Genomic DNA, 21,966 nt, shown 5'->3' with positions numbered 1-21,966 from the left:
GTGTGCGCGGGTTTGGCACGGGCTGCACCACTTGCTTGAGCACTTCGTCCTTCGGACCGAACCCGGCCATCTTGCCGTCTTTCAGACAGAGGATCTTGTCGACCGTCGCGATCGCGCTTGGACGATGGGCAATCACCACAACGATGGATCCCTTGTCCCGCATGCCCTTGATGGCTCCTGACAGGGCTCCGTCGCCCTCCGCATCCAGGTTGGAATTCGGTTCATCAAGAACGACAAGAAAAGGATTGCCATAAAGCGCCCTGGCCAGAGCGATGCGTTGCCGCTGCCCGGCAGACAGCATGCGGCCGCTTCGGCCAATGACAGTGTTGTAGCCTTCCGGAAGGCCGACGATCAGGTCGTGCACATCCGCCAGTTTGGCCGCCTCGATGACGTGATCTGACGAGGCATTGGCCCGGAAGCGGGCAATATTGTCGGCGATGGTGCCATCGAAGAGCTGAAGATCCTGAGGCAGATAGCCAATGAACTCTCCGCGTTTTGCACTCGGCCACTGGCCAAGCTCCGCCCCGTCGTAGCGAATGACACCCTTGAGTGGCGGTATGGCTCCAACCAGCGCCCGCGCGAAGGTCGATTTTCCGGACCCGGAAGGCCCGATGACTCCAAGGCCATCGCCGGCCTCCAAGTCAAGCGAGACATTCTGGACAAAGGGCAAGGCTTCACCGAACGGCCCGCAAAAGACCTGTTCGACGGAAATCCTCTTTGTGGGCAACGGCAGATCCATCTTGTCCGTCTCGGTCTCAGTGACCGACAAGACCTCACGCAAACGTCTCAGGGATTGGCGGCAGGCAACAAACCCGCGCCATTGGGAAACTGCCTGCTCAATCGGCGACAGTGCCCTGGAGGTCATGATGGAAGAGGCAATCATGACGCCGGGTGTAATTTCCTGCTTGATCGCCAGCCACGCGCCAACACCAAGAATGGCTGACTGGAGAATGAAGCGGATGGTTTTGATCGCTGTGCCGAACAGACCGGTGCGGTCGGCAGCTCGGCGCTGTGTTGCCAGATAGTCGCCGTTCTGCGTCTCCCACCTGGATGTCAGGGCATCCTGCATGCCCATCGCAGTAACGACCTCGGAATTCCGCTGGCCGATTTCGACATCGGAAGAGCGGCGGCCAGCATGACCGGCAGCTTCTTCTGCCGGTGTCCTGGACATAAATTCATTCAAGGCGATCAGGACAACGATCACCAAGGCGCCGCCAAGCCCCACAAACCCAAGGACCGGGTGAAACAGAAATACGATCCCGAGATACAGCGGCAGCCACGGAATATCGAAAATGGCCGCGGGCCCAGGTCCGGACAGGAATTGCCTTACCGTATCCAGATCCTGCACCGGACGCAGTTTGGCAGCTTTGCGCCCCAGGCGAACCGGCAGAGAATTTGAGACGCGGTAGACGATACCGGACAGTCTCGCATCGACCCGCTGCCCCAATCGGGCCAGAAGCCTGCTTCGCACGCCCTCAAGCAGGCCGTAGAAAGTGTAAAGCACGACGGCCAGGGCACCAATCGCCACAAGTGTCGGAATGGATCCGCTGGCAAGCACGCGGTCATAGACCTGCAGCATGAAAACAGGTCCGGTCAGCATCAGGATGTTGATGACGAAGCTGACGACCGCGACGCCCCAGAAGGCCGCATAGACCGGGCGGAAAGCCAGGGCAACGGGATTATCGCGGGAGCCTTGAGAACTGGAGGACGTTTTCTTCTGCATTGACATGAAGTGCGAATGTCTTTGGGGAACCTGTTGCGAGAGGCCGCCGTGGAAAATGGAACACTAACATGCGCAAGAACGTTTTGTCGTGATTGCACATGTGAAGTGGCAATGAAGGGCTGGACGCTCCCCAAGCCATGGGAAGCGTCTGACCCTATCTAGTGCGTCTGTATTTCCGGTATCTTGTTGCACTCAGGCCCAGTCGAAATCGACGGATACGACATCATGAAAGTGATATGGGTCGCCACTGTCGGCTGATGAAAAGTCCTGATGATCGGTCGAACCATCTTCCGTGGCTCCCGGTGGAATGCTCAGGATCGGAGTCCAGTCCTTGTGGTCGTGGTCAGCTGTCTGGTCGACTGGCTTTTCTGCGGTGAAATTGAAGCTGTCCGGTGAAGCTTGAACGAGTTCACCATCAGAGCGTAGCCCTGCCTCTGGCACATCGCTGGAAGCCTCTTGCTGAGGATACCAGATCGGCGGTGGAGTTGCGTTTTCCAGTTTGACGGGATGGTTCGCCATGGTTACGTCCTCATTGGTTAGACATTTTCAGCTAAAGGGTTGCTTGCAAAATAACTCAAGACTCTCGAAGCGTTATTCGCACTTCGAAAGTCCTCACACCTCCAAATCGGTGAGAACTGAAGTAAATTACACGAAAACATATCCATAAGACTGTGATGCAAGTCACGATTGCCCGAATTGAACCATTGGTGAGAGCCTACGATTTTGAATTTATGAAATATTCAGGGTGTCGAGCATGTTTGAGCTTGAACCTGGACTGCGACGACGTCTTCATCGGTCTGAACGGAAATGATGCCTCCGATCGCACAGAACGGCCACACCGAGGCAAATAACCGGACGGTCTCGTGGCAGTTGAAGAAATTCGACGCGGTTTGTCTTGATGTTATTTCTTACGCAGCGTAACCTTACATGGCGTCCTGACCGAACTCCGGTCCACTTTCTCACTCTACAGTTCGGCCAACTGCGTCTGGTGGATGCAAAAGACAAAGGAGACGGGCCGCTTCTGCCATACTTACATCCACCAAAACGGGCCCGGCAGCCGTCACACGCCATTGCGCCCTATTGCTGATACAGGAACCCGGTTTTCACGATGCCTCGCATTTTTCCCGGTCGTTCCGGCAGTGAACCGGCATCACACCGAAAGAGTTTCACAGAACGCAGCAAAGCCGGCAGCGAATTCACTTTGTAAAAAACGCGGGGCACGTCGAGAGAAGGCGAGGCTCCGACACGCGGTAAGACGTATTTTTGCTTTTTCGGCCGGGTGCGCAAACGTGCCCAGAACTTCCATCAATGATTTTCAATGGAGGATGGAATGCAGTCTTTTTCTCAAAGCAGATTGATCGTCGTGGGGGCTGCCCTGGCGACTTCCATGACGGTCGGCATCGCGGGCACCGCTCTGGCGGATGTTTCATCCGACATCCTAAAGTCAATCTCAGCCCCCCAAGCCGTCGATACGCGTATCGGTACGCTGGAATTCAACAACGGCGTGCCGACCGACAAAACAGCGCAAACCGTTTTCGACACGATTGATTTCACACGTGCGCTCAATGCCTACAACAACAGTTTTCGCGGAGCTTCTGCGCTTGCGATCAAGAAAGGTTTGGAAAGCGTTGGCGCCGGCAGCGGCGACGTCATTATCTTCTCTGATCTTATGGATTCCACGTCTCTGTTCCTGACCGCGAACGCCGACACGGTCTACTACATGGCCTTTGTCGATCTTTCCGACGGCCCGGTGGTGATCGTCCAGCCCACCGATGGTCTGGGCACGCTCAACGACATGTGGTTTCAATGGGTGATCGATATCGGCAAGCCGGGCCCGGACCGGGGCCTTGGTGGTAAATATCTCATCGTCGGACCTGATTATGATGGCCCGCTTCCGGAGGGGGGCTACTTCGTTGCGCATGCGAAAACCAACACGGTTCTCTATGCGCTGAGGGCTTTCATCGCGGAAGGGAATGATCCCAAGCCCGCCGTCGACAATGTCAAACAGAACCTCAAGATCTACGCCTATCAACCCGGCAGCTTCGGCACTTCGATTGCCGAAGCGCTGGAGGGCACGGTCCGCCTTGCAGGAGAGCCCAAGGTCCCGGAGACGAAATTCATCGAGGGAAGCGGACTTTCCTTCAACACCATTCCGCCAAGCGACTCCAGTTTCTTCGAGCTGCTCAACGAAAACGTCCAGAACGAACCGGCGACGAGTTATGACGTCGAACTTGCCGGACAGCTTGCTGCAATCGGCATCGTTCACGGCAAACCTTTCGAACCTGACGAACGGATGAAGCAAATCCTTTCGGATGCCGCCCAGACCGGACAGGCTTTCGGGCGGGCGCTGCAATGGCAGTTTGCCAAGAAGCAACCGGGTTGGGCCTACTATGAAGGGTCAAACTGGGGAAACATGCTGTTCCAAGGCGGAGCTTTTTTCGAAACACCGCCGCCCAAATTCGAGGACGGCATCTTCAAGCCGTTTCCGCCGACCGGCGCCCGGACCCTCGATAGCCGCACGGCGTTCTACTACGCCTACACGCTCGACAGCCCTGGCATGATCATGCGCATTCCGGAAGTCGGGTCGCAGTATCTGATGGGTTTCGTTGATGCAGACGGCAATCCTTACGACGGCTCGAAGACCTACAAGGTGACGCTGCCGAAAGGTATTCCGGCCGCAGCCTTCTGGTCATTCACACTCTACGACAACCAGACCCGCTCGATGCTGCAGACTCCGCAAAAATACCCGCGTGCCGGTAGTCAGTCCTACCCTAGCCCCGCTGCCGTTGCGAGCGAGGATGGCAGCACGACGGTCTATTTCGGCCCCGAGCAGCCGGAAGGCGTGGAGCGCGGCAACTGGATACAATCAGATCCAGACAAGGGATGGTTCACCATCCTGCGTTTCTACAGCCCGCTGGAATCCTTCTTCGATAAATCCTGGAGGCCGAGCGAGATCGAACGGGTCGACTAACCGGCACAATACTTTTGGGGCTCGGAGAGGTTCTTGCCTCTCCGAGGCAATATACCTTCAGCTATTGCCGGTCTTCGCTTTCGGTGCAGTCAAATGCTGCGGCCGACTTTTTCCTCAGGGATATGACCCCGTTGGTTAGATTGCCATTGATGATCCACTCGGTTTTTGCTGCAGCACGCCCGCAATAATTTCGAGGCCTCGCACGAGCCGGTCTTCGTCCGGTTCATGGCTGACGCAGATGCGGATAGCTTCCGGTGCCTCGGCGGCATTCATTGCAAAGATCCGGCCTTCGCTGATCCTTACGCTAAGCCGGGCGCATTCCGCGCTGAAGACATCGGCGCGCCATCCAGCCGGAAGCGGCACCCACACGTGAAACCCTTCCGGCACACGCGGGACAGTGTCTGTGCCCAGAATGTGTTGCACAAGCTGCTGTCGGCGGTGTGCGGTCACACGTTGCTGGTCACTCAGCACGGCGACCGTCCCATCTTCGATCAACCGGCTTGCCACCTCCAGGGTCATCGGCGGTGTCATCCAGACGCTCAAATTGACCGACTGATGCAGCGCGGGTACGAGTTTCCGGGGAGCGCTTAGAAAACCGACCCGCAGCCCCGGCGCAACGGTCTTGGACAGGCTGGTCACATGAATTGTTGTCTCCGGTGCCATCTGAGCGAGCGGAACAGGCTTGTCGCGCTTGAGCGGCCCGAACACATCGTCCTCGATCAGGATGACGTCATGGCGGTTGGCGATCTCGGCGATCGTGGCTCGTCGTGCCGCGGAAAGAGTGACAGTGGTGGGCGACTGTAAAGTTGGGGTCAGATAGAAGGCTCTTGGATTGGCCGCGTGACACCATGCCTCGAAGGACTCTGGCACGACGCCTTCGGCATCCATCACAACGGCACCTGTCTGCAGGCCGAGACGCGCCGCCATGGCGAGGACGGGTGTGTAAGTCAGGGCCTCGGCCAGCAAAAGATCGCCAGGTTGCAACAGGGCCATCAGGACACACAGAATGCCGTGCTGCCCACCGACGACGGGAACGACACGATCAACAGACACGTCCAGACCGCAGTTCGCAAGCCACATTTGCCCTGCCGCGCGATGATGCACGAGATCTTTGTCCGTCTGGTAGTCCAACAGAGACCGCAGTCCTGGCCCTGTCGCAATCTCAGACATCACACGGCGAATGTGGCGCTCGGAGAATCCCGGTATCGGCAGGTTGCGTGAGAGGTCGATCGGCCCGGTATCGGTTCGGCGCAAGGTTTCGGGGTCCGCGCGCGCAGGGTCGTTGTCGGCTGACCGGACGAATGTCCCCCTGCCCACTTCGCCTCTCAGAAGCGCACGCTTTATTGCTTCGGCGTAAGCCCGGCTCGTCGTGTTTGGCGAAATGCCGAGCTGATAGGCCAGCTCCCGGTGCGGTGGGAGGCGCGTTCCCGCGGGCAACCGACCCATCGCAATGTCTTCCGCCATGGCCTCGACGATCCGGAGATATTTCGGGCCATCCCCGCTCGACAGGTCGGGCATCCAAATTGCCATCAGATCAATCTTTCTATTGCACTTATACATTTGTGGGTGCAATTCCTGAGTGCGTCAATGCAATTCGGGGATTTTCGTTATGGCGCTTTTCGCTCGGTCTGCCGGAAAAGGCATCGCCCTCTCCCTCGTCAGCCTCATTCTGCTCGGCATCATGCCGATCATCTCGAACCTTCGGGCCGCCGATGTAGGAGCGCTCAGCTTTGCGTTTGCGCTGTCTGTCTGGCAGGTCGTGTTTGCAGCGCCTCTTTTCGTCTGGGAAATGCGCAGCGGGAGCAAGGGGATATTCAGCCTTGATCTATCCCGCCGCGAACAAGGCCGAATGGCTCTGGTTGCCCTGTTCACTGGAGCATTGTTCGGTCTCTCGACGTATCTCTATGTCCTGGGTGTCGAAAACGCCGGAGCAGCGAACGCGGCCATCGCCATTCAGGCCTATCCGTTGTTCGCGATCTTCTGGGAGACAGTGTTTCTCAAGCGGCGCAAGACCGTTGTCGAGCTGGGGTTGACCGGTGTGTTGCTTGGCGCGCTCTATTACATCGGCACAGGCGGTACATTCATGATGTCGGATCTGTCCCCATGGTTCCTGGTATCGCTCGGGGTACCCCTGCTGTGGAGCATCGCACATGTCATCATCAAGGAGGAACTGACCAAAACGCCTATCACCCCTGCACAGGTGACGCTCTTCCGGGTCGTACTCTCGACACTTTTCCTTCTGGCCGTCTTGGTTGTCGTCGTCCCGTCTGGATTTGATGCGGGGTTCAGTGCGGTCTTTCAGACGATGTCGGCGATCATGGGCCTGGTCTACTTCCTCGAACTGATCGTCTGGTTTTACGCAGTCCGCCACATCGACGTGTCGCTGGCCAGTTCGATCACCACGCCCTGGCCTGCCCTGACGATGGTTCTTGCTGTGCCGTTTCTTGGCGATACGATCGAGGCCTATCAGGTTGTCGCGTTGTTGATCGTCGTGGTGTGTATCTACGGCTTGACGCATGCCAGCCTGAGAAAGGGGCATCAGGACACAGCAATACCCGAGGCATAAGTGACGCTCAGCAACTCAATTCAGTCCAGCCAGACCAAATGCCCACCAACTTTTTCATGGCCAAAGTTGCCGTTATTGTTCCAGTCACTGATGCACAGCCGGTCTGACCTTTGGGCCTGGACGTTCCGGAAGGGAGGCTCAAGGGTTCGGCCGAGGGTCAGCATGTCAGTCCATTGCGAGCCGCGGCTATGACGGCCTGGCCGAGGGACAGGCCGCCATCATTCGCGGGAACCAGGCTGTGGGACAACACGTCCAGCCCCGCTTTCTCAAGCTCCCGGGTCAAGCCCTCGTGCAAGATCTGGTTTTGCATCACACCGCCGGACAGGGCCACGCGGCCAACGCCGCAGGAGGCGCTGATTGCCGCCACCATTTCGGTCAGCCCCAGGATCAGTCCCAGATGGAAACGGGCTGCGATGCGTCCGGTTTCAACGCCCGCGCCGACATCGCTCAAGAGACCGCGCCACATCGGTTCCCAGGAAATCACGGCGCTCTCGCCGCAGCTGATCGCAACCGGATATCCCGTTTCATTCGCAACGAAGGGTCGCGCGAGGCATTCCAGCGCCATACCGGCATGGCCCTCGTAGTCCTGGACTTCGAAACACACGCCAAGAGCGCCGGCGACTGCGTCGAACAAGCGACCGGCGGAGGACGACAGTGGCGCGTTGAGGTTGGACAATATCATCTTGTCGAGGACCGACAGGGGTTTCGCGCGAAGCGCCGCTGCCAGCGGACCGTCTGGCACCTCTTCCAGATAGGCCGGCCCGAAGGCCGCCATGAGATGGGCCACTAGGTTCCGCCAGGGTTCGCGAACAGCCTTTGTCCCGCCCGGCAGCGGGACAGGCAGGAAATGGCCCTTGCGTTCAAAATTCCTATAGTCGCCCAGCAGGATCTCCCCGCCCCAGATCGTCCCGTCCGGGCCGAGCCCCAGCCCGTCCAGCACAAGGCCGAGGGAACGTTCTTCTCCCGAAGCCAGATGATTGTCGGCAAGGCAGGCCGCGAGATGGGCGTGATGATGCTGCACGGAAACAATGCGGGCGCCGCTTTCCCTGGCCAACGCATCCCCCCATTGCGAAGACAGATAATCCGGATGCCGATCGACGGCGATGACCTGTGGATCGTGCCGGTAGATCTGCCGGTAGAGCGACAGCGTCCGGCGATATTGCGCGTGGGTCGTCGCCTCTTCCAGATCGCCCAGATGCTGGGACAGGATCGCCTGGCCGTCCTTCAGCAGGCAGAACGCAGATTTCAATTCACCGCCCATCGCCAACACGGGCGCAGCTTCCGAGAACGCTTCAGGCAGGACAATCGGCGCCGGGGCGAAACCTCTGGCGCGGCGGAGAATTTGGGGGCCAGAGGTATCGATGCGGACAACGGAATCGTCCAGCCGGTTGACGATATCCCGGTCGTGCATCAGCCAGATATCGGCGATGCCGGAAAGACGTTTCCTGGCATCGTCATTGGCTGTCGCCTGGGGTTCGTCTGAGAGATTGCCAGACGTAAACACCAGCGGTCCGCCAGTCTCGCTCAGCAGTTGATGATGCAAGGGTGTATAGGGCAGCATGAAGCCGAGCTGATCCTGCCCCGGCGCGAGTGAAGGCGCCAGTTGCTCTCCGTTCCTGCGAAGCAGGACAATCGGCGCCGCCGGGCTTGAAAGTGCGGTCTGTTCTTCGGTCGAGACACTGCAATAGGCCCGGATGTCCGCCAGATCCGCCGACATCAGAGCCAGCGGTTTCACTGGCCGCCGTTTGCGCCGGCGCAGCTCTTCGACGGCGCTCTCGTTGCGGGCATCGCAGGCAAGATGAAACCCGCCGATCCCCTTGATCGCGGCGATCTGACCCGCCTTGATGCGCCGTGCGGCCTCCTCAAGCGGAGCCGCGCAGTCAACCGGTCCGTTCCGGTCTTCAAGCCACAGCCTCGGTCCGCATGTGGGGCAGGCGTTCGGCTGGGCATGGAATCGCCGGTCGGCGGGGTCCCCATATTCCGTAAGGCAATCGTCGCACATGGGAAAAGCATCCATCGACGTGTTGGCCCGGTCATACGGAATGGCCGTCACGATGGAGAGCCGCGGCCCGCAGTGAGTGCAATTGGTGAAGGCATAGCCGAATCGCCGGTTTTCCGGCTCGCACACATCGGCAAGGCAGGCCGGACACACCGCAGCGTCCGGTACGATGCCGGTCGACACGGCTCCGCCCGTGCTTGCGGAAATCTCGAAAGCTGCGTCCGGTGCAGGTCCCGCAAGACTGCTCCAGGAGACGTTGTCGATCCGCGCCAGCGGCGGCGCTTTGTCGGCAAGCTCCGCCAGAAAAGCGTCGAGCAACTCTTCGCCTCCCCAGGCATCGATCTCTACGCCGGCGCCATCGTTCCGGACGGTTCCGGAGAGCCCCCGATCCCGGGCCAGCCGCCAGACGTGTGGCCGGAAGCCGACACCCTGTACCAGTCCCCTCACCCTGATGCGGCGACCTGTGCTGTCGGGAGTTTCCGGATCCATGGCGTTCTCAGTGCACCGTGCAAACAAGGCAGGGGTCGAAAGAGCGGACGATATGCTGAACCGCCACAGGTTCGGTTTCGCCCGCCCGAACCGGCGCTCCGGCGAGCGCCTGTTCCAGCGCTCCTGGCACGCCGGTTTCGTCGCGCGGCGAAAAGTTCCAGGTGGTTGGTGCAATGATCTGGTAATTGGCGATACGCCCCTTCTCCACCCGCAGCCAGTGCCCCAGCGAGCCGCGCGCCGCTTCCGTCAGCCCGATGCCTTCGGCCTCGTCCGGCATACGGCCATGCACGATGAAGGGCTGTTCCGGCACAAGGTCCGCAGCCCAACGTTCCATGGCCATCACCACCAGGGCGATTTCGGTCACGCGCGCGACGACACGGGTGTAGACATTCCCGCCGGAAGCAGAAACGAGATCGCGGATCATCGGGTGGCCATCGACCAGTTGCCGAGCCAACGCGCCGACCTCCATCACCCGGCCACCAAGCCGGGGCGCCTTGCACCAGCTGTAAGCGTCTTGCCGGTCCGCATCCGGCCTGGTTTCCCCCGTGAAGGGCGCTTGCGGTCCGCTTGGTGCCACATACCAGGCATGGCTCAGGTCTTCCGTAATCAGGCCGGGATCCAGCGGGCGCGTCTCACCCTCTGCGAAGACACCCGGCTGGAACATCCACGCACCGTCTTCCTGGTAAGAGCCGAAGCTCATGAAATGCCCGGCTGAGGACCCAAGGGATGCAAGGTCGAGGCTTTGCGCATACTGCAGGAAGCGCCGGAAGTCACCGCCTGTCGCCGGTTTTTCGGCAGCCCAGGCAGACAACTCCTGCGCTGACGAAAGCCCGGCGATCCGTTCAAGCTTGTCGCCAAAGAGATGACGTTCAAGAAACGCCCTGAAGGCGGCCAGGATTGCCGAAAGGCGGGCCGTTTCACCGGCAGAAACCGACCGCGTCGAGCCGCCAGGCTGGACGGTCAGCGTGTGCGGCCATTTTCCGGCAAGCAGGCCAAGCACGTGCATGAACTGAGCCCGGGCGGGCAGCATATCCCGTGCCGCCGTGCCTTTCATCGCGGTGAAGCGGTCGCAAGCATCCTCGTGCCAGCTTTCGTTGCTGTACACCTCCCGGGCGAAATCGGGCATGAAGAACAGGTAGAAATGGGTCAGGTGGTCGGCGACATTTTCCGTGGCGTGAATGAGATTGACGGCCAGTTCGCCATTCACGGGCATTGAAAGGCCCATGGCTGCAGCCAGGGATTTTGCGGCGGCAACCGACTGCGATACGGAGCAAATGCCGCAAATGCGCGGCGCATAAACCAGCGCGTCGAGCGGTGGTTTGCTCGCGAGGATCCGCTCAAACCCCCTGTAGAGCGGCGAAACCACCTGGGCCTGGGTCACGCGATCGTCCCGGATGTCCAGTTTGACTTCCAGATCCCCTTCCACGCGGTTGAACGGTCCAACAATCAGGCGGGTTGTCATCAGCTCTTCTTCTGCCTGTCGACGGGCGGCCGCCGGAAGTGATCGGCCACCGCATTTTCCTTGAGCCGTTTCGGTGTTGCCGCCTTGGAGAGCGATGCCAGTGCCACGAACCAGGCTTTTGGCATGTCGGTTGGCAGACCAACCGGAATGCCTGAGATCTTCGGGGTTTCGGTAAAGCCGTGCCCCGGCTCCTCGAAGCCGGGTGCTGTGCAGTTGATGCAAGGGTAATTGCCATCCAGACAAGAGCCCGCGCCATTCCAGCTCCGCATATTGCAATCGGCCCGGGCCTGGGTTCCCTTGCAGCCGAGGTTTTCCATCATGCAACCGAGATCGCACAGACGTTCAGCACTTGCCTTGAACTCATAGAATTCATTGCGGGCGCAGCCGTGGTGAACCAGATGCGTGGTGTAGGAAAGCGGCCTTTCCCATTCGTCGATGTCCTTTTGCGAAAACCGGCCGTTGGAAATCTGGTGCAGGGTTTCGGTCAGCCAGCCCGGATGGATCGGGCATCCGGCGACGTTGATGACCGGCAAGCCCGCACCGGAGCGGAATTCCGGTCCAAGCAATCCACCCGGCTTGCGTCCGTCATAGGCAAGGCCACAGGCTTCGGGTTCGTTGCTGCCGGCAGCGGTGATCCCGCCAAAGGCTGCGCAGCTTCCCACGGCGATGACATAGCGTGCCTTTTTCGCCAGGGCCTCGATCCACTCCATCACCGGCTTGCCGGTTCCCGCCATCATGTGGAAACGACCCGTGCCGTTTGGTCCACGCATGACTGAGCCTTCCAGGCACAGGATATCGAGCGGTTCCTCGCCGTCGCGGATGCGCTCCATCATACCGATGACACTGGCGCCGCTCGAAACACTGAGGGACGGGTGCCACAGAACCTCGATGTTGGCGGCCTCCAGCACGGTGACCAGATCGGGAGCCTCGGCGCCAAGCAGCGACAGCGAACAGCCGCCACAGCCTCCCGACTGTATCCAGAACAGGCGGACCGGGGCAGCCCTATCAGCTCTCTGTGCGGACATCGGCCGGTATCCTTAAAGTGAACTCGGCCCCGCCTGAGGGCCGGTTTTCGACCGACAGGCTGCCGCCCTGTTTGGCGGCCATGTTGTAGCTGATGTAAAGCCCGAGGCCGGTGCCCGTGCCGATCGGCTTGGTGGTGAAAAATGGTTCGAAGATCTTGTCGCGGTGGGCGTCGGATATGCCGGTTCCATTGTCGGCGACCTTGATGACGATATCTTCTCCCTGACGCGCGCCAGACAGCAGAATCTGTCCGTCCGGGCGTCCGTCGAGCACATCCGCTGCGTTCTGCACCAGATTGACCAGGATCTGATGCAGCTGTCCCTTGCGCCCTGTCATCTCCAGCCGGTCCGGAAGATCCAGCAGCACCTCAGGTTTTACCCGCTGCGCCTTGATCACCCAGTCCGCGGCCGTGTGGATCAGCCGCACCGCGTTGAATTCCTCCGGCTGCTCCTGCTGATTGGAGGAGAAGCGCCGCAGTTCCTGCACGATATCGCGAACCCGCTCCGCCCCTTCCAGGGTGCCGTCGACCAGCGGACCGATGTCCCGCAGAACCTGGTCGATCTTGAGATCCTTGCGCAGCTCCTTCATTTCCTCCGGCGACTTGTTCTCGTCACTGGCCGTCAGATAACGCGTGATCGCGGAGCCATAGCGCTTCAGCGCGTACATATTGCCGAAAACGAAGCTGATCGGATTGTTGAGCTCATGGGCGACACCGGCGACGAGCCGGCCGAGCGCCGCCATTTTTTCCGAAACGAAAAGCTGCTGCTGCGTTCTGGTCAATTTCGCCTGGGCAGCGTCGAGATCCCGGTAGGCGCGTTTCAATTCTCCGACAGGCCGCCCCACCAGCACCATGCCGACCAAGCGGCCGCGATGGTCCCGGCGCGCGGTACAAATGGTCGATATCAGTGCGTTCTGGCTGTCTGATGCCGCCAGCGAGACATCTCGCTGTTCGATGCTTTCGCCGGAACGAAGGGTTTGCAGAAACCCGGTGACGACCGCTTGCGATTTTTCCTGAAACAGCTCCGCGATCGGCCGACCGATCAAGGTCCGTTCGCGTTTGCCGACAATCGCCTCCAGGGCAGGGTTCACCTGCTGGATCTGGCCATCCGTGTCGCAGGCGACAAGCACGTCCGTCATGGCGCCAAGGACAGAGCCGATGAAGTCCTGTGCTTCCTCCAGCCGTGCGTTCTGTTCCTCCAGAGCCGTCTGGGAATCGACAAGGTCGGTATAAACCTCATCCATCTTCTGGATCACCTCGATCCAGACGTTGTCGCCCGTTCCCTCCATCGCACCGCTTAACTGTGGCACGATGAGGTCATGAGCGTCATGGCTTCCTGGCAGACGGATTGTCATGAGCGCTCCCGGTTAACCCGCAGCCCGTCGCATGGACGGCAGCGGTTTGACTTTTTCCAGTTCGTAACGCTCCAGCTTGCTGCGAAGTCCCACTCGCGACAAGCCCAGTTCACGGGCCGCCTTCGATTTGTTCCAGCGGTTGCGGATCAGGGTCTCGCGAATGATCCGGCATTCGAGCTGTCCAATCTGATCCTTGAGAGTGCCCTCCAGCCCGTCAAACAAATCGGCGCCGTCCACGTCTTCGGTGCGGTCGGCCCGCAGGATGTGCCGGGAAAGAAGGTCGGCGCCCAGAAGGCTTCCTTCCTTGCCCATCACGAGCATTTGCTGGATCTCGTTTTGCAGTTCCCGGACATTGCCGGGCCAGTGGTAGCTTTGCATACAATCCAAAGTCTCTTCCGAAAAGCCTTCCACCTGCTTGCCGAGATGAGCCATCGCCCGGGAAAGAAGCGCCTTGGCCAGAACCGGAATGTCACCACGCCGGTCCTTCAGGTCCGGTAAACGGATGACCATGCCGGCAAGACGGTAGTAAAGGTCGGCCCGGAACCGACCCGCCTTGACTTCATCTTCCAGGTCCCGGTTGGTAGCGGCGATCACCCGGACATCGACCTTGCGTGTCTTGGCGCTGCCGACCGGACGGATTTCCCCCTCCTGGAGAACGCGCAAGAGCTTCACCTGAAACGCGGGCGAGACCTCGCCGATCTCGTCCAGAAAGACACTGCCACCGTTTGCCCGCTCGAACAGTCCGACGTGGTCCTCGACCGCGCCGGTGAAAGCGCCGCGCTTGTGTCCGAAGAGCTCGCTTTCGAGCAATTGATCGGGCAATGCTCCGCAGTTCTCCACCACAAAGGGTTTGTTCCACCGCAGGGAGCCGTAATGCAGTGCGCGGGCCGCAAGTTCCTTGCCAGTGCCTGAGGCTCCCGACAGAAGCACCGGCACATCGTAAGGTGCGACCTGACGCAAGGTCGCGCAGACCTCGTTCATCGAACTGTCCGTGCCCCGGATGATGCCGTCGTCGAAGTCATAGTCCTTGCGCAGTGTCTCGCGGCGCTTGGCCACCACCTTGTCCGCACCAGAGGGCGACATTTTCAGCTCGATGGCGAGCAATTCATTCTGACGCTGTAGCTCGTAAAGACGGCAGGCATTCTTCAGCGTCAGGATGAGGTTCTCCGGGTGCCAGGGCTTGGTGATATATTGAAAGATGCCGGCTTCATTGATGCCGTCAATGATGTCATGGGCATCCGTGTAGCCCGACACGATCATGCGAATGATATCGGGCCAGCGCGTGCGCATGGCTTTCAGAAATTCCACGCCGGTTTGTTCCGGCATGCGCTGATCGCACAGCACGAGCTGAACCCATTCCTGTTCGAGAATGGCGTTGGCGTCCTTGATGGTCGCGGCAGTCTTGACGTCGAAGTCGTCGCACAGGATCCGTTGCAGCGATTCCAGAGAACGAATTTCGTCGTCGATCACCAGGATTGTGGGCAGGTCGGTCATGATTGAGCCCCCATTGTCCAAACCCTAACATATCCGGGGCAATTGCTCGCCCGCCAGCCAATCGACCACCCGCTGCCCACCGAAGCCTGTGCGCATCCGGACCAGAGAATTGTCGTCTTCCACCACTTCGCCGATCAAGGCCGCGTCGGCGCCTTGGGGATGACGCCGCATCACGGCGAGCAGGCGCTCTGCATCCGCTGCCTCGCACAGGCAAATCAGCTTGCCTTCGTTGGCGACATAGAGCGGGTCGAGGCCAAGCAGCTCGCAGGCGGCGGCAACATCCGGTTTCACCGGTATGGCCGCTTCGTCAAGCAGCATACCGACCCCTGCGGCACGGGCGATCTCGTTCAGGGTTGCAGCCAGCCCGCCCCGGGTTGGATCCCGCAGCACCGAAATGCCTGGAACATCGCGAACCATATCTGCCACCAGCGTGTGAAGCGCGGCGCTGTCGGAGTGGATTTCCGTCTCGAACTCCAGATTTTCGCGGCTCGAGAGGATTGCAACGCCATGATCGCCAACGGAACCTGACAGCAGGATCGCCTGACCCGGGCGGGCCTTTTCGGTTGCGATGTGGACCCCATCGGGAACAACGCCAAGCCCGGTTGTGGTGATGAAGACACCATCTCCCTTGCCCTTTTCCACCACCTTGGTGTCACCGGTGACAATGGGCACACCTGCCTCGTTCGCCGCGCGCGCCATCGACATGACGATCCGCTCCAGATCGGCGAGTGGAAAGCCTTCCTCAAGAATGAACCCGGCAGTCAGATAGAGCGGCCGCGCCCCGGCCATGGCGACGTCGTTCACCGTGCCATGCACCGCCAGCGAACCGATGTCGCCGCCCGGAAAGAACAGCGGCGAGATAACATGGCCGTCAGTCGAAAGCACCAACCGCCCGGCCGGCACATCGAACAACGCGGCGTCATGTCCCTGATCCAGGATCGGGTTGGCCAGATGCCGGTGAAACAGATCGCGGATCAGCTCGGCCATCGCCCGACCGCCGCCGCCATGTGTCATGTCGACGGACCCGGTCCGGAACGAGACAGTCTCATCCATCTTGTTCATGCGACAGCCTCCTCCGCTTTCGCCGGCGTGCGGAACCGGCCGTAGCTCCAATAGGCGGCGCAGGCTCCTTCAGAAGACACCATACACGATCCCATCGGCGATTCCGGTGTGCAGACTGTGCCGAACAATTTGCAGTCCGTCGGCTTCTTGGCCCCGCGCAGGATCGCAGGGCACTCACAGGACTTTACCTCGCGCGAAACCTTTTCGCTGACCTCAAACCGCTTTTCGGCATCGAATGCCGCATAACGGTCGCGGATCTTCAGCCCGCTGTCCGGCACGGTGCCCAGACCGCGCCATTCGAATTCCCGCCGCAGTTCCAGAACGCTGGCGACAAGATCCTGTGCCTTTTTGTTACCTTCGCGGGTCACAACGCGGGTGTACTGGTTTTCAACCTCGTTCCGGCCCTCATTGATCTGGCGGATCAGCATCAGCACCGACTGCATGACATCCAGTGGTTCGAACCCGGCGATCACCACCGGTTTCCGGTATAATTCCGCTCCGGCTTCATAGGGCCTGGAGCCGATGACCGCACTGACGTGAGAGGGCCCGAGAAAGCCGTCGATGCGGACTTTTTCCAGATCTCTCGGATCTGGCGACCCCAGAACATGGCCGATGGCGGCCGGGGTCAGCACGTGATTGCAGAACACCGAAAAGTTGCTCAGACCTTCCGCTTCGGCCTGGAGGATGGCCACCGCTGTTGGCGGCGTCGTGGTTTCGAACCCGATGGCGAAAAACACCACCTCCCGGTCCGGGTTGTTACGGGCGATCTTCAGGGCATCGGCGGTCGAATAGACCATGCGAACATCGGCGCCGTCCGCCTTGGCCCGGATCAGCGAACGTTGTTTGGTGCCGGGCACACGCATCATGTCGCCATAGGTGCACAAGATGACGCCGTGGCGCTCGGCCAGTTCCACCGCGTCGTCGAGCCGGCGTACCGGCAGGACGCAGACCGGGCATCCCGGACCATGAACGAAGGTGACATTGTCCGGCATGAGATCCTGAACGCCATAGCGGAAAATCGCATGGGTGTGGCCACCGCAGAATTCCATCAGGTAATAATGCCGCGCCGGATCGGCCTCCTTGCGAATTGCCTTGGCGAGTGTGTCCGCCAGATCGCGGTCCCGGAATTCATCGACGTATTTCATGCCGCGCTCTCCCCGATCTCGGCCAGTTCCTCCTCAAGAACGCCAGCCTCCGCCATCAGCTGAAGCGTGCGGGCAGCCTCTTCCGGACTGACCTTGTGGAGCGCATAGCCGACATGGATCAGGACATAATCCCCAACCGCAACCTCCTCCAGGAGCGCTGTCGAAATCCGTTTCTTGACCCCCTCCAGCGCCACGATGGCAATATCGTCGTCTTCCAGCTCAATGACCCTTGCCGGGATTGCCAGACACATGTTCCCCTCCCTTACTGCGCCGCCTCACCAGCCGGGTGGCCGGCCAGTTGCATTGCTCTTGCCGCCTCGATCCAGGCGCACCAGGCCTCCATCCCCTCGCCGCTACGTGCCGACACCCGCAGTACCTTAACCTGAGGATTGACCTTGCGCGCATTGGCAATTGCTACATCCATATCGAAATCAAGATGCGGCAGCAGATCGGTCTTGTTCAGGAGAACCAGATCGCTTGCCGCGAACATGTCCGGGTATTTCAAAGGCTTGTCTTCGCCCTCGGTCACCGACAGGATCGCCACCTTGTGGGCTTCGCCGAGGTCGAAAGCCGCCGGGCAAACGAGATTGCCGACATTTTCGATGAACACGATGCCGCCGTCCGCAAGTGGCAATTGTTCCAGAGCGTGACCGACCATATGGCCGTCCAGATGGCAGCCCTTGCCGGTGTTGACCTGGACCGCCGGTGCCCCGGTGGCACGGATCCGGTCCGCGTCGGCTGACGTCTGTTGATCGCCCTCGATCACACAGGGCCTGAACCGGCCCGCCAGCATCTCGATGGTCTTCACCAGAAGCGTTGTCTTGCCCGAACCGGGGCTGGAAACCAGATTGAGCGCCAGAATGCCCCGTTCGGCGAAGAGCTGCCGGTTTCCGGCCGCATAGGCATTGTTCTTCGACAGGATATCCTGTTCGAGCTGGATCAGGCGGGTCTGGCTCATGCCGGGAACCGAAACGCCGGCCGGCCCTTCGCCATAGTGGTGCGCGCCCTCGCCATGATCATGGTGACGATGCCCATGCTCGTGTTCATGATGATGGTCATGCCCGTGTTCGTGGTGGTGCCCATGGTGGTGTTCATGGCCATGGCCGGTATCGTGGTGATGGTGATCGCCACCGTGAATGCGAACCTCGCCTTCGCCGCAGCCGCAGACAGTACACATCAATTCACCTCCAGTTCCTTGACCCGAAGTTCGCCGCCACCCGTAACTTGCAGCTGATGCGAGCCGCATTCCGGGCATGCGTCAAAACGCTGTTCGATTTTTACGGTTTGTCCACAGGGCATACACCAGGCAGTGCCTTCCGGCTCGATAATATCCAGACGAGCCCCTTCCGCGAGCGTGCCGCGCATGACCACGTCAAATCCGAATTTGAGTGCCTCGACCTCCACACCGGAGAGTGGCCCTATCTCAAGGCAGATCCGCTCGACTTTGGAGAAGTTCTGTGCCTGCGCTTGCTCCTGCAGCAGACCGAGAATGCTTTCGCAAATCGACATCTCATGCATCAGGCGGCCCTCACTTCATAAGCGACACAGGGGTCGACCGCGTTGACCACGAGGTGGGCGCAAAGGCGCTGCTCTTCCCGATCCATTGCGGCAATCGCGCTCAGACACCGGCTGGCAACGCCGTGGTGACCAAAATTGCAGGCCGTTGGCGGCACGATCCGGTACTCCTGCACCTGGCCCTCCTCGATCCTTGCCCAATGCACCAAGGGACCGCGTGCCGCCTCGACCTCTCCCCGGCCGGTTGCAAGCGGCGCTGGAGCTTCGGTTTTGCCGGTCAGAACGGCCCGGATTTCGCCCGGCAACCGGGCGAGCTCCACCAGACGCGCGACAAAACGGGCACCAAGTGTCGGAGCGCCCAAGCTGGCAAGCAGCGGATCGCTCGCCCGGCGGACAAAGGAAGTCGCCTCGGCACGCGCGTCGCCGGTTTCGAAGGTCGGGAAAGCGGCGATCCCGAAACGGCCTGTGTCAAACAGCCAGGCGACAAAGCGGGCAGCTGCTGTCTCTGTCGTCATTGCCCACAGCCGTAGCTGATTCAGTCCCCGCCGCGAAAGCCATTCATCAACGGCTTCTCCATAAACACCGGCTTCCAGAAAGGACACCGCCTCATCAAGAACTCCGGACAGGCGTGGAAGATTGAAAACGACCTCGGCGTTAAGGCTGAAAGCGCTTTCGGCACCAGTAAAGCCGCCTTGAAAACGCGGTAGAAAGGCCATTACCTGCCGTGCCGCCGTCACCTCTCCCGTCAGGCCCATGAGTTTCGGCCAGTCGATTATCGCACGCAAGGCATGTTCCCGCAGGCACTCCATCATCGTCAACGTTTGCCGTGCCGACAGGGTTTGCCTGGACGCTGCGATGCCGAGGGCGCCTTCCAGCGCCAGCACCGAGGCATGCGTTTGCGCCGTCGCACATACACCGTGCACAAGCGGGATGATTTTCAAAACCTCTCCCGGCGTTTTGCCGATCAGCACACGTGTCACATCCGCCGGTGGCTGATAGGTCATGCCCACAGGCGCACCGGGCGTCGCAGGCAGATCGATCATGACCTTGCCTTCCGCTGTCATCGCGAGGTGTCCCTGAGCTGGCCGGTCAAGAGCTTCCGGCGGCTCAACTCCGCCGCGACCGGTGCCTTTCCAGCTTCTTCTTGTCCTGCAGCCGCATTCTCTCCTTCAGGGTCCACAGCCTCCGGCAGGTCCCCCTGCCAGATCCGCTGCATGTCGCGGTCCTCGTCCTCTTGAACACCTTCCATCAGCCCGGCGAGCGCCGCGATGGCCGTGGCCTCTGCCGTTTCCATGTCTTCGAACTCAAACACCGGCGAGAACAGGGAGCACATCCAGAAGGGCCCGAGACCGTCTTCGTGCCCCCGGATGAATTCGAACGGTCCGGCAGGAAAGGCGAACAGGCGTTTTTCGCCGGAGCGGATGATTTCCTCATCCGCTTCCTGTGGCAACAGCACGAGGTTCATGAACCAGGGCGTGATCAGAGCGCCGAACCAGAAGCCGTTCCAAGGTGCGATACCGACCGCGCGCACACCGAGCTTCTCGTTGAGGATCGGAATTCCGGTCATGCGTTCGGCATGCACCTGCCGGAAGCAGGCCTCCAAATGGTCGGTGATGGCAGTCGCGTTGCTCATGTTCGGACCTATGCGTCTCCAATCACCATGAACCCGTCCTTGCTGGCGTCGCATTCCGGGCAGGTCCAATGGTCTGGCAGTGCCGCGAAGGGTGTACCTGCCGGAATTTGCCAGTAGTCGTCTCCCTCAGCGGGATCATAGACATGCCAGCAGATCTTGCATTCAAGCCGTGTCGCAGGACTGATCTTGCTGGCATCACCGCCGTACGAACCGCCGAAGAACCCCTCACTCATCGGTAGACCTCAAGGATTTCGTTCAGCCGTTCCGCTGAATCGGCAATGTCCTCCGGCGCGGCGCAGGCGACGGCCGGAATGGGGCTGATCTCGATGGTGTTCAGGATCATCGTATCCTGGGAATTGTAAAACTGGACCCACCAGGTGTCCCGCGTCGCGGTCGCCATGACGCGGCAATTGCCGTAGCCGCGCGACAGGATCGTGGTTTCCCCCCTGCCGAGAAGGTCGTTCAAGAGCCCGAGGTCTTCCTCCGTGTGCGGCATCAGCGACAGATTGATCACATGCGGCCGCGACTTGGCGATGTGCTCGTTGATTTCCGGCAACAAGGGCGGTGCGTTGAAAACATTGGGGCCGAAACGCTCCGGTATCTCAACTTGTGCCTGCGCACCCGCGAAAGCCCTCGCCAGAACAGTCCGCGGGAACGCGGCAACCTCAACGTAATCGGCGGTCGTGCGACCGTCCGCGGCGGTCTCCCGAACCCTCCAGACACCGGCCAGAACGGCTTCCTGGGCCTGTAGCGCCGCGCCGCCGATCACCGAGACCTCCCCTTCCCCGAGTACCTGATTGACCAGGGCCAGGTTGGCTTCGTCCAGGCCGCTCAGATCCACGCGCCCGTTGGTGCCCGTCCGCTCATTGTCTTCGAGCAGCCGCAGAAGCGCCTCAAGCGCGGCCTTGCCGGCGTCCAGATCCTCTGTTTCCTCTGCCTCCGGCAGGTTCGGGGCTGCAAAGGTCATCATGCCCGACGGCATGTTCATATAATCGAGAACACCGCCGTCCTCATCCAGCGGCTGGCTGCCAGGCCCGACCACCGGTCCGATTGGATTGCTCATATTGCCGTCCCCTCCTTGAGACAAATAGTCAGTGCCGAAGGCTCTCGGGCGCAACGCCGCAGCCGTCGGGGAACTTGAAAGGTGGCGGATCGCTAGGCTCACGCCCCAGAATGTCGGGGATCTGGTCCAGGTAATCGGCCCAATCGAGGATGCCCTGCAAAACGCCGAGATAGTCGCCCCGGCGGAGAAAGACGATCGCCGGAAAGGCATTGAAGAGATACCGCCGCTGCAGTTCGCGTTCGCTGTCTCGCTCGACGACGAGTGTCGCGACCTTGCCCATCAGCGCCTTGCTAAGTTCCGGCAGTACGACGGCGACATCGTTGCTTTCCGCCAGTCGCTCTGCATCCCCCGGGAAAAACACCATGGCGAACTCATGTGTCTGCGCGGCTGTTGCCAGCGTCTCATGATTGACGGCTTCGAAGCCTTCCCGGTCGATGATCGATTGCAGAAGAGGTGAAAACATGTGTT

Annotated in this window: 20 protein-coding genes; 2 read left to right on the top strand and 18 right to left on the bottom strand. The window is 60.3% G+C overall.

Features of this window, described 5'->3' with window-relative positions:
* Together V1T76_RS26425 and V1T76_RS26420 are read right to left on the bottom strand one after the other, a co-directional pair.
* Window positions 1–1,729, bottom strand: a 1,729-nt coding sequence (locus V1T76_RS26425) for a type I secretion system permease/ATPase (RefSeq protein WP_330563664.1), incomplete at its 3' end; no start/stop codon positions are given.
* 186 nt (window positions 1,730–1,915) lie between these two features.
* Window positions 1,916–2,242 (bottom strand): hypothetical protein, encoded by a 327-nt coding sequence (locus V1T76_RS26420; protein ID WP_330563663.1) that lies wholly within the window; start codon window positions 2,240–2,242, stop codon window positions 1,916–1,918.
* Window positions 2,243–3,053: 811 nt separating this feature from the next.
* Here V1T76_RS26420 and V1T76_RS26415 point away from each other — a divergent pair.
* On the top strand, window positions 3,054–4,694 hold the full coding sequence (locus V1T76_RS26415) for a DUF1254 domain-containing protein (RefSeq protein ID WP_330563662.1): 1,641 nt from the start codon (window positions 3,054–3,056) through the stop codon (window positions 4,692–4,694).
* A gap of 135 nt (window positions 4,695–4,829) precedes the next feature.
* Here the strand turns inward: V1T76_RS26415 and V1T76_RS26410 are convergent, their stop codons facing one another.
* Window positions 4,830–6,224: an aminotransferase-like domain-containing protein gene (locus V1T76_RS26410; RefSeq protein ID WP_330563661.1), complete on the bottom strand. Its 1,395-nt coding sequence runs from the start codon at window positions 6,222–6,224 to the stop codon at window positions 4,830–4,832.
* A gap of 79 nt (window positions 6,225–6,303) precedes the next feature.
* Here V1T76_RS26410 and V1T76_RS26405 point away from each other — a divergent pair, with 79 nt between their 5' ends.
* Window positions 6,304–7,260: an EamA family transporter gene (locus V1T76_RS26405; RefSeq protein ID WP_330563660.1), complete on the top strand. Its 957-nt coding sequence runs from the start codon at window positions 6,304–6,306 to the stop codon at window positions 7,258–7,260.
* A gap of 157 nt (window positions 7,261–7,417) precedes the next feature.
* On the opposite strand, the gene hypF is transcribed toward V1T76_RS26405, so the two are convergent.
* The 15 genes from hypF to V1T76_RS26330 are packed head-to-tail and all read right to left on the bottom strand — an operon-like array spanning window position 7,418 to window position 21,961.
* On the bottom strand, window positions 7,418–9,748 hold the full coding sequence (gene hypF, locus V1T76_RS26400) for a carbamoyltransferase HypF (protein WP_330563659.1): 2,331 nt from the start codon (window positions 9,746–9,748) through the stop codon (window positions 7,418–7,420).
* A gap of 7 nt (window positions 9,749–9,755) precedes the next feature.
* Entirely contained in the window at window positions 9,756–11,210 is a 1,455-nt protein-coding gene (locus tag V1T76_RS26395; protein ID WP_330563658.1) for a nickel-dependent hydrogenase large subunit, read from the bottom strand.
* Window positions 11,210–12,235 (bottom strand): HupU protein, encoded by a 1,026-nt coding sequence (locus tag V1T76_RS26390; protein ID WP_330563657.1) that lies wholly within the window; start codon window positions 12,233–12,235, stop codon window positions 11,210–11,212. The genes V1T76_RS26395 and V1T76_RS26390 overlap by 1 nt, the downstream gene beginning before the upstream one ends.
* Complete coding sequence (locus V1T76_RS26385; protein ID WP_330563656.1) at window positions 12,216–13,586, bottom strand: sensor histidine kinase; 1,371 nt, start codon at window positions 13,584–13,586, stop codon at window positions 12,216–12,218. Before V1T76_RS26385 ends, V1T76_RS26390 begins: the two co-directional genes overlap by 20 nt.
* Window positions 13,587–13,598: 12 nt before the next feature.
* Window positions 13,599–15,080 carry a sigma-54-dependent transcriptional regulator gene (locus V1T76_RS26380; protein ID WP_330563655.1) on the bottom strand — a complete coding sequence of 494 codons (1,482 nt, stop codon included), beginning with the start codon at window positions 15,078–15,080 and terminating at the stop codon, window positions 13,599–13,601.
* Window positions 15,081–15,104: 24 nt separating this feature from the next.
* Window positions 15,105–16,142, bottom strand: a complete 1,038-nt coding sequence (gene hypE / locus V1T76_RS26375) for a hydrogenase expression/formation protein HypE (RefSeq protein WP_330563654.1) — start codon at window positions 16,140–16,142, stop codon at window positions 15,105–15,107.
* Complete coding sequence (gene hypD / locus V1T76_RS26370) at window positions 16,139–17,287, bottom strand: hydrogenase formation protein HypD (RefSeq protein ID WP_330563653.1); 1,149 nt, start codon at window positions 17,285–17,287, stop codon at window positions 16,139–16,141. The genes hypE and hypD overlap by 4 nt, the downstream gene beginning before the upstream one ends.
* Window positions 17,284–17,538, bottom strand: a complete 255-nt coding sequence (locus tag V1T76_RS26365) for a HypC/HybG/HupF family hydrogenase formation chaperone (RefSeq protein ID WP_148587681.1) — start codon at window positions 17,536–17,538, stop codon at window positions 17,284–17,286. Before V1T76_RS26365 ends, hypD begins: the two co-directional genes overlap by 4 nt.
* Window positions 17,539–17,549: 11 nt before the next feature.
* A complete protein-coding gene (gene hypB, locus V1T76_RS26360; RefSeq protein ID WP_330563652.1) occupies window positions 17,550–18,464 on the bottom strand; it encodes a hydrogenase nickel incorporation protein HypB in 915 nt (304 codons plus the stop codon).
* Complete coding sequence (gene hypA, locus V1T76_RS26355) at window positions 18,464–18,805, bottom strand: hydrogenase maturation nickel metallochaperone HypA (protein ID WP_148587679.1); 342 nt, start codon at window positions 18,803–18,805, stop codon at window positions 18,464–18,466. Before hypA ends, hypB begins: the two co-directional genes overlap by 1 nt.
* The gene (locus tag V1T76_RS26350) at window positions 18,805–19,866 is read right to left on the bottom strand and encodes a nickel-dependent hydrogenase large subunit (protein ID WP_330563651.1); all 1,062 of its coding nucleotides are present in this window, start codon (window positions 19,864–19,866) and stop codon (window positions 18,805–18,807) included. Before V1T76_RS26350 ends, hypA begins: the two co-directional genes overlap by 1 nt.
* A complete protein-coding gene (gene hybE / locus V1T76_RS26345; protein ID WP_330563650.1) occupies window positions 19,863–20,435 on the bottom strand; it encodes a [NiFe]-hydrogenase assembly chaperone HybE in 573 nt (190 codons plus the stop codon). The genes V1T76_RS26350 and hybE overlap by 4 nt, the downstream gene beginning before the upstream one ends.
* A gap of 8 nt (window positions 20,436–20,443) precedes the next feature.
* A complete protein-coding gene (locus V1T76_RS26340; protein ID WP_330563649.1) occupies window positions 20,444–20,668 on the bottom strand; it encodes a rubredoxin in 225 nt (74 codons plus the stop codon).
* On the bottom strand, window positions 20,665–21,498 hold the full coding sequence (locus tag V1T76_RS26335) for a hydrogenase expression/formation protein (RefSeq protein WP_330563648.1): 834 nt from the start codon (window positions 21,496–21,498) through the stop codon (window positions 20,665–20,667). Before V1T76_RS26335 ends, V1T76_RS26340 begins: the two co-directional genes overlap by 4 nt.
* A 28-nt stretch (window positions 21,499–21,526) precedes the next feature.
* Window positions 21,527–21,961 (bottom strand): hydrogenase-1 expression HyaE, encoded by a 435-nt coding sequence (locus tag V1T76_RS26330; protein WP_330563647.1) that lies wholly within the window; start codon window positions 21,959–21,961, stop codon window positions 21,527–21,529.
* Between the last annotated feature and the right edge of the window lie 5 nt (window positions 21,962–21,966).

It is taken from the genome of Roseibium sp. FZY0029, from assembly GCF_036350355.1.
Lineage (GTDB): Bacteria > Pseudomonadota > Alphaproteobacteria > Rhizobiales > Stappiaceae > Roseibium.
Note: the sequence above shows the minus strand (reverse complement) of the source record. Positions and strands in the feature narration are given on the sequence as shown.